Genomic DNA, 12,744 nt, shown 5'->3' with positions numbered 1-12,744 from the left:
CGGGGCTTCGCGTACTGTTCCGCGGCTTTGGGTGCGCTGTCGGTTGAGCCGAGGCTCTCGGAGTGCTTTGCTCACGTTCAAGGAGTCAAGGATGAGCCTTCTGAAACGGTTTTCGAGGCGAGCGAGCGACCCCGTCCCCGCTTCCACCTCCGTCCCGCACGAGCATCTGCAGATCCACGACGAATCCGATAGTGCCGATGCCACCCCCTGGCCCGTCTTCGAAGGCGCCTGGCCCGCGCACATGCTGGAAGAGCATCTCACGCGCCAGTCGCTCATCGAGCAGGCCAAGACGCGCGAGTGGTTCCACACGATCGACTTCGGCGGCGGCCAGGCCACACCAGGGCCGGTTGATGCCCAGGTGAGCCACCAGTACCACGCCTTCAAGGATGTCGACTTCACGAACAAGTCCGTCCTCGACATCGGTTGCTGGGACGGCCTCTGGTCGTACGAGGCCGAGAAGCGCGGGGCGAGAGAGATCTACTCGACCGACCTCATCTCCCAGCGCGACGGCGATGTCTCCAACTATCGCCTGGCCCACTCGATCTTCAACTCGAAGGCCCAGTACAAGACGAACGTCTCGGTCTACGATGTTCACACGCTCGGCAAGAACGACTTCGACGTCGTCCTCTACATGGGCGTCTTCTATCACATCAAGGATCCCCTCCTGGCCCTGGCTCGCCTGCGGCAGGTGATGAAGGTCGGCGGCCAGATCCTTGTCGAAGGGGAAGTGGTCCGGTCCGAGAAGTCGTACGGCGAGTTCTACTACAACGAGGACTACGCCCGTAGCGCCTCGAACTGGTGGATCCCCTCGATCGGGTGCCTCCGCGAGTGGGTTCAATGTTCGTACTTCGAGATCGAGAAGGAATACGACGAGCGCCACTGCGGGAAGACCCCTCGTAACAGCAAGAGCGAGTACGGTCGCTACCTGATCACCGCGCGGGCCCTCCCGATCCCCAAGCTCGAGAAGGACGACCCCAAGAATTTCTTCTCACGCTACGACTTCCTCGACGAACTCGCGGTCTGAGCCGGGAGTTCTGAGCGGGCTTTCGAGCCGCGCAGCGATCGGATCAACCCAAGCCCGCCGCTTCTCCGGAAGCGGCGGGCTTCGTTCATTTCTGCCCACATCAAACTCCTGGTTTCGTACATTCCCTCCTCTATCTACTCGGGATCGAAGTCACGGCTCGACGCGATCCTTGCACGCCACGAAGTGCAGGCCGATACTGCGCAGATCATGATATCTCGCCCATCATTTCTTGTCGGGGGTAGACGCGCCAAGTTTCCTGCGACGCCAAGCCTGGATCGATCCATGTCGCGAATCGCGATTTTCTCTACGCCCCGGGAACCAAGGGCCTTCGTCGTCACATTACCTACATTGCAGCAACGAGCAGGGCGGTGGAGTGCTCACATGGCGACGCTCGGCAAGAGGGGGAGGTTACTCCCACGGCTGGAACTCCTCTTCAACGAAGGGGCACTCGGAGGCTGGACTGATGGCCAACTGCTGGAATGGTTTGCGTTGCGGCAGGGGGAACATGCGGAGCTAGCCTTCACGGTCTTGCTGGAGCGGCATGGGCCGATGGTTGTGCGCATTTGCCGAGGGATCCTCCGCAACGAGCACGACATTCAGGATGTCTTCCAGGCGACCTTCCTGATCCTGCTCAGGAAGGCACGATCGCTCTGCGTCAAGGATTCCCTCGGCCCCTGGCTGCATCAGGTTGCCTATCGGACGGCACTCTGCGCGAGGGCCAATGCCGCACGTCGGGGGCGACTCGAACGCCGGGCGGCGACTCGGTTAGAGGCTCACGTTCTCGAATCAGCGGACGACTTCGAGGGCATCCTGCAGGAGGAACTCGCCCGACTCCCCGAGCGGCTCCGGGCCCCGATCGTGCTCTGTGATCTTGAGGGCCGCACGCATGAGCAGGCAGCCCGACACCTCGGCTGGCCGGTCGGGACGGTGAAGAGCCGGATCTCACGGGGCAAGGATTCGCTCCGGAAGCAACTCCTCAAACGCGGCTATCGCCCGGATGCCGGCTTGATCGCTCCGGCGTCGATGGCTCAGGCGATTCCCCACGCCTTGCTCGAATCCACGCGCCGACTCGTCGACCAGGCCCTCACCTCGAAATCAATCGGTCAGGGCGCCGCGACGACCTTGGCCCAGGGAGTTTATCGATCCATGATGCTCATGCGTTGGTCCAAACTCGCGACGCTACTCCTTGTCGTCGGAGCGAGCGCAACCGGAGCGACAATCCTCGCCCACAAGCAGGTCGCCTTTGGCGAAGACAAAGGGAGCAGTCAGCCAGGAGATGCGCCCAAGCCGCTAGCTGAACTCCAATCGACGACCATCAAGCCTGGTCCACTCAAAGTGTCCGCGGTTGAGCGTGGTAATCTCGAGGCGTCCAGGTCGCTCACGGTAAAGAATCCCACCATTGCGTCCAGGGTTGTGTCGGCCTTGCCCTACGGGAAGAGAGTGACCGCAGGGCAGGTCGTTTTGGAACTCGATCCTGAACCCTACTTGAGTAGGGTCGAGTCGCTTCGTAAACCCGTATCAGCAGCGAAACTCGCCTTCGAAGAAGCCGAACTCCAAGCCGAATTGGCGAAGGGCGAGTATGAGGAAGACAAGAATGTGAACCTTCCCAAGGCTGAGGCCAAGTCTCTCAACGCCATCAAACTCGCTGAGTCGGAAAAGGAAGAACATGAATATTCGCTGACCCGGATTCAAAAGATCCAAGGGCGAGTTCAAGGCCTCCAGGCAAACAATGACCGTGCGATGGATGTAGCTGCCATCAACGCCGAGCTTGACATCGTGGACCGTATCCAACGTGAGAAACTCGCGATCAAGCGGGCGGATCTTGCCATCGCAGAGGCAAGGTTGGCTCATCAGATCTTTCTTGATTTTGAGAAGAGTAGCCGCCTGAAAGCCCTGGAAATGCAGTTTCAAATAAAGCAAAAGATAGAACATGAGAGAGTGCGAGATTATGAATCCGCGCAGGAGCCGTTGCAGAAACTCTACCGAGGAGTAGAGGCTTGCCACGTCAAGACGGATATCGATGGGATCCTCGTTTACGACTACGGCTTCGACCCAGACGAAGCCGTGGAGGATGGCTCGATTATCAGCGTTCAACCGAACCAGCCGATGTTCCGGGTATTCAATGATCAGGAACCGATGCGCGTGAACGCCACGGTCCGGGAAGCGATCGTGGATCAGGTCGCCAAGGGGCAGAAGGTCCTGATCACCGTGGATGCCTTCCCGGGGCAGCGATTCTCCGGGACGGTCGCCTCGATTGCGCCTCGCCCGATCAAGGATGCGATGAATCGTCCGCCTGGGCCGATCAAGTTTTACACGACGATGATCGACCTCGATAAAGTCGAGACGGCGCTTCGGCCGGGGATGACGGCGGGGGTGGAGATCATCATCAAGGAGATCGACAGGACGCTCGCAGTTCCCGTCTCGGCCGTGTTGCACCTCGACAACAAGGATCAAATCGCGATCAAAAAGTCGGGGGGAGACATCGAGTGGCGCGAGGTGACCCTCGGCGCCACGAATGGCGAAGTCGTCGAGGTGAGGAAGGGGATCTCCAGCGGCGAGGAGGTCATCGTCACGCCGCTGGAGTTGCTCAGCGAGGCCGAACGCAAGGAAAGGCTCGGCAAACCGAGGAGGCCGGCCCGCAGGCGTTGACGAATGGCATCATCAGGTTCGGCATAAAGATCAGATTGCAGATTCCCGGAAGCGTTCGGGCATCAAGCCCATTGTGGCAAGAGTGCGTTTCAGAGAAGTGAGCCGGCCTGAGTAAGGCAAACCGAGTGGCCGATGCATGATCCGCATAATTTCCTGCGATCCAGGAGCATTTCTTATGCTCCTGGATTTTTTGCGTTGAAAGATTGCTATACTCGATCGCTCCGAAATCAAGACCATCGCCCGATGCCTCGACTCACTTTGTGGAGCTCTCCGATCCATGATGCGACATCGCTTGAGCAAGCTCGCGGCGATTGCGATCGCCAGTGGGGCGACTGCGTTGGGAATAACGTGCCTGATGGCGTTCCATGAGACCCGGGCCGACGATGGTGCAGGAGGTGAGACGCGGTTACTCCTCAAGGATAAAGCCGAACGCCCCACCATGACCCTGAAGCCTGGACCGTTGAAGGTTACAGTCGTCGAACGAGGCTCCATCGAGCCCGGATCGATTGAGGTCTTCCGGAATCGGCTCGGCGCGATGCAAGTGCTTTCGTCAGTTCCTGAAGGCACACGAGTCAAGAAGGGCGACGTGGTCATCGAGTTCTCCAGCCATGACCTCAAGGAAAAGGTGTTTGCATCTGTAATGGCCTCGGAAAGAGCCAAGATGGCCTACCTGAATGCCAAGCTGGAGCGAGAGATCGCGGAGATCGCCGTGAAGGAGTATGAGGAGGGTATCTATCCCCAGGAGGTCACCAAGAATCAGGGCGAGCTACTTGTCGCCCAGGCCGGGAAGAAGAGAGCCGAGGAGCGGCTCGCGAGGAGCAAGAGGACTCAGAAGCGGATCCAGGATTTGGTTGCAAAAGGGGACCGCTGGCTCACTCCCGTCGATTTTTTCACGGCATTGAATATCGATGAACGCGTCGAGGACCTTCAAGGGACGGTCCAGTCGCAAGGCCTTGCGATCGACCTCGCGAAGACGAAACAGACCGTCCTCGAAAAGTTCGATCGGGAACAGAATCGCAAGTCGCGTCAGGCAGAGGTGGAGAGGCATCGGTCCAAGGAATTGATGTGTCAGCTCGAGCAAGAACAGGAAGAATCCAGGAGTAAAGACCTGCAAAAGCAGGTCGAACTCTGCAAAGTCCAGGCTTATCGCGACGGAATTGTGTACTACGAGGCAGGTTTCGAACCGCCAGCGGAGTCGGCGGCCGGCGGGCATGGCTTGGTCGCCGAGAATCAGCCGCTCTTTCACATTTACGACGAGCGCGATGCCTTGCAGATCCAGGTCGCCCTTCCCGAGTCGGTCTTCCTCCAGGTCGGCAAGGGGCAGAAGGCACGATTCGCGGTCGATGCGTATCCCGGGCAATTCTTCGCGGGAACGGTGGCTACCGTCTCGGTGCGTCCCATCAAACTCTCCGCGAATGCACTCCCCGGCGCGGCGAGGCATTATCTTGCCCTGATCGACATCGACAAGCCCGCGGTGAAGTTGATGCCGGAGATGACGGCGGAAGTCGAGATCCTCATCAAGCAACTCGATCAGGCGCTGACTGTGCCCGCCACGGCCATCCTGGCTGACGATGGTAAGCAGCAGGTTGCCGTCAAACGGCAGGATGGGGCCATCGAGTTCCGGGAGGTTACGGTCGGATCGAGAGTTGACCAGATCGTCGAGGTGACGAAGGGCCTCTCGGCCGGAGATCAGGTGGTGCTGGACCCGGCCGAACCCTGGAACGCGGCGAAGCGTCAGGAAAACCCAGCCGCACCATCGAAGCCTGCCGACGCTCACTGAAAAGCCGGCGGAATTCTCCGGGCGAGTCAGGCCTCCGGGCTTGCTCGCTCGAGGAGTCGCCGGGCCCTGATGTGGCGCAGGTGGTACTTGATGCCCGTGCTCAGGAAGCAGAACGCCCCCACGACGCCGAAGATGATGGGGGCGAATCGCGGGTAGAGGGCCATCGGGAAGACGGCGAGGAACGTGACGAGGGCCTGGGCGTAATAGGCTCCCGACAGTATGCCCCCCTTGATCATGAAGAGCATGCCGTTGCAGACGGCGACCATCGGCGAGAGTGTCAGGACCGGCAGTCCCAGCAGCCACTCGACGAGGAAGATCAAGTTGATTCCGACGACCCCGGCTCCCCAGACGTGGGCAAGCTGACGCTCGACGAACGTGATTGGGCCGAGCCGCCGACGCATCGCCCAGAAGGTCGCCGCCCAGGCACCCAGGCCCACCGTGAAGATCAGCACATAGGGCCAGCGCGACGTGATGCCCCGAAAGGATAATGAGTTCGTAACGCCGAAGAAGACGAGCAAGGCGACGCTGTGGCAGATCCAGAGCAAGCCCCAGTTCTCGAGTACAGGCGCATGATGCGTCTCGCTCAGGAGCCTCGACGCGATGGCTCGGAGGCTCGCCGACCGGGCCGAGACGCGCTCGCCTGAGAGGAAAGCTTCGAGGTCGGCCTTGAGTGCCTCGGCCGACTCGTAGCGAAGCTCGGGGGACTTCTGGAGACAACGGAGCGCGATCATCTCCAGGTCGAGCGGGACCTTGGGATTGAGCAGGCGAGGAGGGACCGGATCCTGCTCCAGCACGAGCAGGATCGTGTCGAATGGGGTCGCGGCGAGGAACGGGGGTCGGCCCGTGAGCATTTGATAGAGGATGGCACCGAGGCTGTAGACGTCGCTCGCCGGCCCGACGTTTCCTCGGCCTACGGTAGCCTGCTCGGGGGAGAGGTAGCTCGGCGTCCCCACGATCGCGCCGCTCTCGGTGAGGCTGGCGTGGTTGTTGGAGACCTTGGCCAGGCCGAAGTCCGAGACGTAGGGCTGTCCCTGGCGGTCGATCAGGATGTTCGAGGGTTTGAGGTCTCTGTGCATGACCCCCTGGCCGTGGGCGTGCTCGATCGCCCCGCAGACCTGCAAGAGGAGACGGGCGGCCTCGGTCGGGCTCGTCGGTCCTTCCGCCAGGCGTTTGGCGAGGGTCGTGCCCTCGACGTAGGACATTACGAAGTAGGGCAGTCCTTCATGCTCCCCCTGGTAGTGCAGGGGGACGATGTGGGGGTGGACCAGCCTCGCCGCTGCGTCGGCCTCGGCTCGGAAGCGGGCGATGTCTTTGGGGGAAGAGAATTCGCCGCGGAGCAGGCGCTTCAGGGCCACGACTCGGCCATTTTCCGAGTGCCGAGCCCGGTAGACGATCCCCATGCCGCCACGACCCAACTCATCGATCAGTACGTGGTCGCCGAAGATCTGGCCCTGGAATTCCGGAGGGTTCTCGAGCCTGGACGCGGGATCCTCGGGCCTGCTCAACTCGCGACTCATCTCCGTCTGCCAGGGGCGGGCCACTTCCTCGGCGATGAGCGTGGCGGCCCAGAGGTCGCGGATCTCGTCGCCGAGGTCGGGGTATCGTGCGACGATCGTATCGAGGTCGGGGGCCTCGCCGGCGTGGAGCCGGGTCGTGAGGTCCTGGAGGATCTGCGAGAGCCTGAGGTCCTCGGCCGATGGCTCCTCAACGCCTTCCCATCCTTCGGGGACGGTCATGGCCTGAGGACTCCGGAGGCGTTCTCGCCCAGGATTTGACGGAGCTTTCGCAGGGCTCGGAGGTGCCGCATGCCCGCCGCGGCCTCGCTCAATCCCAGGAGCCGGGCGACTTCGCCGTTGGGGATTTGCTCGAAGTGACGCATGAGCAGGACCTCGCGATCGGGCTCGTCGAGCTGTTCGAGGGCGTCGTGAAAGCGACGCTCGAGTTCGTGGCGAAGAGCCGTCGCGGCCGGGGTCAGGTTGGGGTCGTGCAGTTGCGCGGCCAACTCGATTGAGGAGCGATCGGCATAGGCGGCGAGCGTGAGCGACCGCTCGCGATCGAGGCTGCGCCGGGCCGCCACGCGATGTCGGCGGTGCTCATCGATGACGTGGTCGTGAGCGATCTGACGCAGCCAGAGTTGGAAGGGCATGGCCGGCTTTCGGAGGTAGTCCGAGAGTCGTAGGTTGGCCTTGAGCAAGACCTCCTGCACCACGTCACTGGCGTCGAGCCGGCGGGCCAGCATCGGGTCGAGGCGTGCGCCGATGAGCCGACGCAAGGGCTCCCGATGCCGTTCCCAGAGACGTTCCGCCGCGGGGGCCCCCTCCGACTCGACGTGTTTCAGGAGCGTGAGCGTCTCATCCGCGTTCGGCCACATCGGGGCAGGGTCTCGCCAGGGAGAGGGTCGGCCACTGAGGACCAATATACCTGGTGAGTCGGCGGCCGATCCATCTCGCGACCATCCCCGATTTTTCCAAGGCGTCGGTTAAGGCTCGCGAGGCTGCACGGTTAGTGGAGTCGGTGGCGGATGCGGGCTGGCGGGATCTCACGATCCTCCCATTATGCCAAGGGATTCGACTCAAAGAGGAAGAGGGGTGGACCATGTTTATCGTTGGTTCTTACGTCGCCTATCTCGTGATCAGCATCACCCTCACCGTCTGGGTAGCGAAAGTCCTGTCGACGAATGGCCGGGTCTTCCTGATCGACTCGTTCCTGGAGAACGAGCGCCTGGCCGATTCGGTCAATCAGCTCCTGGTCGTGGGTTTCTATCTGATCAACCTCGGATACGTCACCCTGGCGCTCAGGTACGGCGAGAAGCCTGTCGACCTGCCGGGCGCGATCGAGGTCCTCAGCACGAAGATCGGAATCGTGTTGCTCGTCCTCGGCCTCATGCATTTCGTGAATCTCTATATCTTCACGAAAATGCGGCGACGGGCCCTCCTGCGAAATTCGAAGCCGCCCGTCGTCCCTCAGCAATTCATCGGGCCGGCGCGTGACTTCGGAGTTTGAGGGGCTGTGAAGTTGAAAATACCGACCCTGCCCGAGATGTGACGAGGAGAGCTTGCGATGCGTCGACTCTTCATCCTTTACGACTCGGAATGCGGCCTCTGCACTTGGGCCAGGAACTGGCTGAGTCGGCAGCCGGCCTACCTGGAACTCGTCTTTGTCCCCGCGGGTTCGGAGTGGGCGGGCAGGCTCTTCCCGCAGCTACCGCGGCAGGAGCCTGTGGACGAACTGGTCGTCGTCAGCGACGAGGGAGGGGTCTATCGGTCGGACGCCGCCTGGATCATGTGCCTGTTCGCGCTCCAGGAGTATCGCGAGTGGGGGATGCGGTTGGCGCAGCCCCACCTTGCTCCGTTCGCTCGACAGGCGATCGCATTCTTATCGAGGAATCGGGGAAGGGTGTCGCGCTGGCTCCGCCTCGAGAGTGAGGCGGAGTTGGTCGCGAGTCTCCGACAGGTCTTCGTCCCGACCTGCTCCAGGACCGAATTCTCGGCGAGAGCGCCTCAGACTCCGGCGGAATCCGACGGCTTGTAGGAGTGGACCATGTCAACCAGGGCAATCACGTGGTCGACGGGGGTGTTCGGCAGGATCCCGTGCCCGAGGTTGAAGATGTGCCCCGGTCGGCCCGCGGCCTGGTCGAGGATCCGCTTCGTCTGCTGCTCGATCTCGGGCAGGGGGGCGAAGAGGACGATGGGGTCGAGGTTCCCCTGCACCGCCACGGAGGGACCCAGCCGCTCGCGGGCCGCATTGAGCTCGACCCGCCAGTCGAGGCCGATGACGTCGCCGCCGGCGTCGCTCTGGAGTTCGAGGAGTGAGCCGGTGTCGGTGCCGAAGTGGATGACGGGGACGCCCGGTGCGAGCTTTCCGATGAGCCGCCGCATGTGGGGCTGAACGAACCGGCTATAGTCGTGAGGGCTCAGGTTGCCGACCCAGCTATCGAAGAGCTGGAGCGCCTGGGCGCCCGCGTCGGCCTGAGCATTCAGGTAAACGGCCGTCCCGTCGACGAGCTTCTCCATCAGGGCGTTCCAGGCCCCCGGATCCCGATACATGAACGACTTGGCCTTCTCGTAGTGCCGCGATCCGCTCCCCTCGATCGCGTAGCAGGCGAGCGTGAATGGGGCACCCGCGAAGCCGATCAGCGGGGTGTCGGGGCGAAGCGCCGCGCGTATGCTGCTCACGGCCTTCGCCACGTAGTCGAGCGGATCCATCGCGTCGAACCGCTGGATGCGATCGACGTCGCTGGTCTCACGCACGGGGTTGTGGATGACGGGGCCTTCCCCCTTCGAAAACTCGAGGTGCAGCCCCATCGGCTCGAGGATGAGCAGGATGTCGGCGAAGAGGATCGCCGCGTCGACGCCGAGTTTCTCGGCGGCGTGGACCGTGACCTCCGTGGCCAGAGCCGGGTCCTTGCAAAGTTGCAGGAATGAGACCTTGCTGCGGAGGTCGCGGTATTCGGACATGTACCGCCCTGCCTGCCTCATGAGCCAAACGGGCGTGACGGGGGTCGGTTCGCCCCGGCATGCCTTGAGGAAGATCGACTCTCGCAGGGATTCGGGCAAGGCTGGGGGCGGGACGCTTGGCATGAGGGATTCGATCTCGAAAAACTCGGCCGGTTCAAACCCAGGGCGGCGGCCATGACGCGACAGCCGACGCGGGGCGGCGGGGAACAAATGACCCACTCCTTCGTATCAGAGTGCGGGTAGCCCTGACAACCACTGGGCGTACAATGAATAGTGTACGTAGTAATGGATGACGTCGAGTACGATTTTCTGGAGCCTGCGTCGGACCCGCCATTCGCTTCTGCCTTCGGGTCCGACGAACCCTCGACGCCTGCGAGTCATCCGGAATCTAACAGGCTGATAGCCCGACCATTGCGCCGGGGGCATTTCGACTCGACGGGCCCCTGGCTGGGCACAAGACATCAGGAAAAACGATGGATCGATTTGATGAGGATGGGGGCCGTCTGCCCTCCGACAAGGGGATTCCCAACGGGGGAAATGACGCCCCGCGTCGAAACACGTTCGCCGCGAAGATGTCGCGATCGCGACTGCCGAATCGGCGGACCGAAGATGAAGAGCTGCTGAATCGCCCACTCCCGGTCCTCCCACAATCCAGGGATACTGAGCTCGGGGCGTTCACCCACACTGAAGCCTGGCGAATCCTCCGCATCCAGGGGGAGTTCGTCCACGGGATCAATGCCCTGGCGGAAGTGGGCGCGGGGGTCGCCGTGTTCGGCTCGGCGCGGATAAAGCCCGATCATCCGTATTATGCGGAAGCCCGTGAATTGGGCGGCAAACTCGCCCAGGCGGGCTTCGCGGTGATCACGGGGGGCGGCCCCGGCTTGATGGAGGCCGCGAATCTCGGGGCACGCGAGGCCGGAGGGCTCTCGATCGGGCTGAACATCGAGCTCCCGTTCGAGCAGGCTCCGAACCCATACGCCGACCTCTCGATCAACTTCCGCTACTTCTTCGTGCGGAAGACGATGTTCGTGAAATATGCGAACGGCTTCGTGATCTTTCCGGGCGGGTTCGGTACGCTGGATGAGTTGTTTGAAGCCCTGACTCTGGTCCAGACCGGCAAGATCAACCGCTTCCCGATCGTGCTCTATGGCTCGAAATACTGGGGAGGCCTGCTGGGCTGGATCAAGGAGACGCTCCTCGAGGAGAAGGTGATCTCCCCCGAGGATTTGAACCTCCTGGTCGTCACGGATTCGATCGACGAGGCTCGCGACGTGATCGTGGATTGTTACAATACTCGGTGCTGGACCACCTGGAAGAAGTCCGAGGGTGCCAAGGTGGACGCCGACCCCCCGGGGGCACCCGCGACGGCCCTCGACCCCGACAAGGCGGACGCCCAGTAAGCCGTCCGAGACCCGGGTCGTACGCGAGAGCCTCTCGGAGTCGCCCCGACCCTCGCCCCACCGCCGACCCCCCCGCTCAGGAGTTCGAGAGATGCTCGACGCCCCAGCCGAGACCACCAAGGACGCCGAGTCGTTTCTCGCTCTCGACCAGGCGATGCGCAAGGAGGGGGCCGCGTTCGCGCTCAACCAGTTGATCACGCTCCTCACGGAGCGGGGGGACGCGCGTGCCCTGCTCGACGCCCTGCTGCTCAGGGCCAGGCACGAGCTTGGGCTACCCTTGCTCCATGCAGGGCCGCTCAACGACGTCGCGGAGCCGCTGCGGTCGAAGTACGAGGAGAAGTACGTCGACGCGATCCGGACGGTGGGCGGTCGGCTCCTCGCCGATGGCGACATCGCCGGAGCCTGGCCTTACCTTCGCGCCATCGGCGAGCCGGAACTCATCGCCAAGGCCATCGACGCCTATGTGGCCGAAGAGGGGGACGAGCGGCTCAACGGCCTCGTCGAAGTCGCCTTCAACCAGGGGGCGAACCCGCGCAAGGGGTTCGAGCTGATCCTCGAGCACTACGGCACCTGCTCGGCGATCACCGCATTCGAACACTTGCCGCAGGACGAGGCCGTCAGGACCGCCTGCGCCGATCGCCTGGTGCGGCAACTGCACACGCACCTCGTCTCGAACCTTCGGGCGGAGATTGCCCAGCGAGGTCAGCCGCTGTCTGCCCACGCCGTCCCGATCGCCGAGCTCATCCGTGGGAGGGATTGGCTCTTCCAGGAAGACGCTTACCACATTGACGTCTCACACCTGGCCGCGACCGTCCGAGTATCCCCCTTGCTGACGGATCTGAGTACGATCGCTCTGGCCCTCGAACTGACCGACTACGGCCGCCAGCTCTCCGAGCGGTTCAAGTACGAAGGGGAGCCGCCGTTCGAGGACACGTACGAGGATCACGGCGTCTACCTGCGCTGCCTCCTGGGGCAGGAGGTCGAGCAGGGAGTCGCCCACTTCCGTTCCAAGCTCGCTCCGCCCGATCAGGAGGATCGTGATTCCATCCTCCCGGCCCAGGTCCTCGTAGGATTGCTCGCCCGAATGAATCGACTGGATGAGGCCATCGAGGTCGCCTCGACCTACCTCGCCGACCTGCCCGAATCGGCGCTCATCTGCCCGGGGCTCGCCGCGCTCTGCCAGCGGGCCGGCCAGCCGGGCAAGCTCGCCAAGATCGCGCAGGAGCACGGGAACCTCGTCCAGTATCTCGCCTCGCAGCTCCAATCCGGGCCGAATAACGGCCAGGGATGATCGCGTTTTCAACTCGCCCCGCCTCGTCCTGACCGACATCCTTCGTGCGCGCCGACATCCCCGGAAAAAGGCGGTGGCGGGGCGCAAGGATGATCGCTAAGCTCTATGTGCCGGACCTCGCCCCCGGACAACCTCACGCCTCA

Annotated in this window: 10 protein-coding genes and 1 pseudogene; 8 read left to right on the top strand and 3 right to left on the bottom strand. The window is 62.6% G+C overall.

Annotation, left to right across the window (positions count from 1 at the left end; all coding sequences use genetic code 11):
- The first annotated feature begins 91 nt into the window (after positions 1 to 91).
- The 4 genes and pseudogenes from ACOYYX_RS33085 (at position 92) to ACOYYX_RS33070 (ending at position 5,453) form a co-directional block, all read left to right on the top strand.
- Positions 92 to 1,024: a class I SAM-dependent methyltransferase gene (locus ACOYYX_RS33085; protein ID WP_422926928.1), complete on the top strand. Its 933-nt coding sequence runs from the start codon at positions 92 to 94 to the stop codon at positions 1,022 to 1,024.
- A gap of 207 nt (positions 1,025 to 1,231) precedes the next feature.
- Positions 1,232 to 1,939, top strand: a pseudogene (locus ACOYYX_RS33080) (RNA polymerase sigma factor); the annotation flags it as partial.
- Between the two features lie 12 nt (positions 1,940 to 1,951).
- Positions 1,952 to 3,673 carry an efflux RND transporter periplasmic adaptor subunit gene (locus tag ACOYYX_RS33075; protein ID WP_422931699.1) on the top strand — a complete coding sequence of 574 codons (1,722 nt, stop codon included), beginning with the start codon at positions 1,952 to 1,954 and terminating at the stop codon, positions 3,671 to 3,673.
- Between the two features lie 661 nt (positions 3,674 to 4,334).
- Entirely contained in the window at positions 4,335 to 5,453 is a 1,119-nt protein-coding gene (locus tag ACOYYX_RS33070) for an efflux RND transporter periplasmic adaptor subunit (RefSeq protein ID WP_422926927.1), read from the top strand.
- A 26-nt stretch (positions 5,454 to 5,479) separates the two neighbouring features.
- On the opposite strand, the gene ACOYYX_RS33065 is transcribed toward ACOYYX_RS33070, so the two are convergent.
- A complete protein-coding gene (locus ACOYYX_RS33065) occupies positions 5,480 to 7,189 on the bottom strand; it encodes a serine/threonine-protein kinase (protein ID WP_422926926.1) in 1,710 nt (569 codons plus the stop codon).
- Entirely contained in the window at positions 7,186 to 7,824 is a 639-nt protein-coding gene (locus ACOYYX_RS33060) for a sigma-70 family RNA polymerase sigma factor (protein ID WP_422926925.1), read from the bottom strand. Before ACOYYX_RS33060 ends, ACOYYX_RS33065 begins: the two co-directional genes overlap by 4 nt.
- A 224-nt stretch (positions 7,825 to 8,048) precedes the next feature.
- Here ACOYYX_RS33060 and ACOYYX_RS33055 point away from each other — a divergent pair, with 224 nt between their 5' ends.
- Both ACOYYX_RS33055 and ACOYYX_RS33050 read left to right on the top strand, forming a co-directional pair.
- Positions 8,049 to 8,456 (top strand): hypothetical protein, encoded by a 408-nt coding sequence (locus tag ACOYYX_RS33055; RefSeq protein WP_422926924.1) that lies wholly within the window; start codon positions 8,049 to 8,051, stop codon positions 8,454 to 8,456.
- Positions 8,457 to 8,513: 57 nt separating this feature from the next.
- Positions 8,514 to 8,984 carry a thiol-disulfide oxidoreductase DCC family protein gene (locus ACOYYX_RS33050; RefSeq protein ID WP_422926923.1) on the top strand — a complete coding sequence of 157 codons (471 nt, stop codon included), beginning with the start codon at positions 8,514 to 8,516 and terminating at the stop codon, positions 8,982 to 8,984.
- Here the strand turns inward: ACOYYX_RS33050 and hemE are convergent.
- A complete protein-coding gene (hemE, locus tag ACOYYX_RS33045; RefSeq protein WP_422926922.1) occupies positions 8,954 to 10,033 on the bottom strand; it encodes a uroporphyrinogen decarboxylase in 1,080 nt (359 codons plus the stop codon). The two genes, ACOYYX_RS33050 and hemE, sit on opposite strands and share 31 nt — an antisense overlap.
- Before the next feature lie 449 nt (positions 10,034 to 10,482).
- On the opposite strand from hemE, the gene ACOYYX_RS33040 reads away from it, so the two are divergent.
- A complete protein-coding gene (locus ACOYYX_RS33040; RefSeq protein WP_422931698.1) occupies positions 10,483 to 11,310 on the top strand; it encodes a TIGR00730 family Rossman fold protein in 828 nt (275 codons plus the stop codon).
- Positions 11,311 to 11,401: 91 nt separating this feature from the next.
- Positions 11,402 to 12,601, top strand: a complete 1,200-nt coding sequence (locus ACOYYX_RS33035; protein WP_422926921.1) for a hypothetical protein — start codon at positions 11,402 to 11,404, stop codon at positions 12,599 to 12,601.
- Positions 12,602 to 12,744 lie beyond the last annotated feature (143 nt).

This window comes from Singulisphaera chitinilytica, from assembly GCF_049331405.1.
Classification (GTDB): domain Bacteria; phylum Planctomycetota; class Planctomycetia; order Isosphaerales; family Isosphaeraceae; genus PoT.
This window is presented reverse-complemented; position numbering and strand designations above follow the sequence as displayed.

Bases quoted from the DNA above. Each gene is read 5' to 3' on its own strand.
- ACOYYX_RS33085 (WP_422926928.1), top strand. From the start codon at position 92: ATGAGCCTTCTGAAACGGTTTTCGAGGCGAGCGAGCGACCCCGTCCCC.
- ACOYYX_RS33070 (WP_422926927.1), top strand. From the start codon at position 4,335: ATGGCCTACCTGAATGCCAAGCTGGAGCGAGAGATCGCGGAGATCGCC.
- ACOYYX_RS33065 (WP_422926926.1), bottom strand. From the start codon at position 7,189: ATGACCGTCCCCGAAGGATGGGAAGGCGTTGAGGAGCCATCGGCCGAG.
- ACOYYX_RS33060 (WP_422926925.1), bottom strand. From the start codon at position 7,824: ATGTGGCCGAACGCGGATGAGACGCTCACGCTCCTGAAACACGTCGAG.
- ACOYYX_RS33055 (WP_422926924.1), top strand. From the start codon at position 8,049: ATGTTTATCGTTGGTTCTTACGTCGCCTATCTCGTGATCAGCATCACC.
- ACOYYX_RS33050 (WP_422926923.1), top strand. From the start codon at position 8,514: ATGCGTCGACTCTTCATCCTTTACGACTCGGAATGCGGCCTCTGCACT.
- hemE (WP_422926922.1), bottom strand. From the start codon at position 10,033: ATGCCAAGCGTCCCGCCCCCAGCCTTGCCCGAATCCCTGCGAGAGTCG.
- ACOYYX_RS33040 (WP_422931698.1), top strand. From the start codon at position 10,483: ATGTCGCGATCGCGACTGCCGAATCGGCGGACCGAAGATGAAGAGCTG.
- ACOYYX_RS33035 (WP_422926921.1), top strand. From the start codon at position 11,402: ATGCTCGACGCCCCAGCCGAGACCACCAAGGACGCCGAGTCGTTTCTC.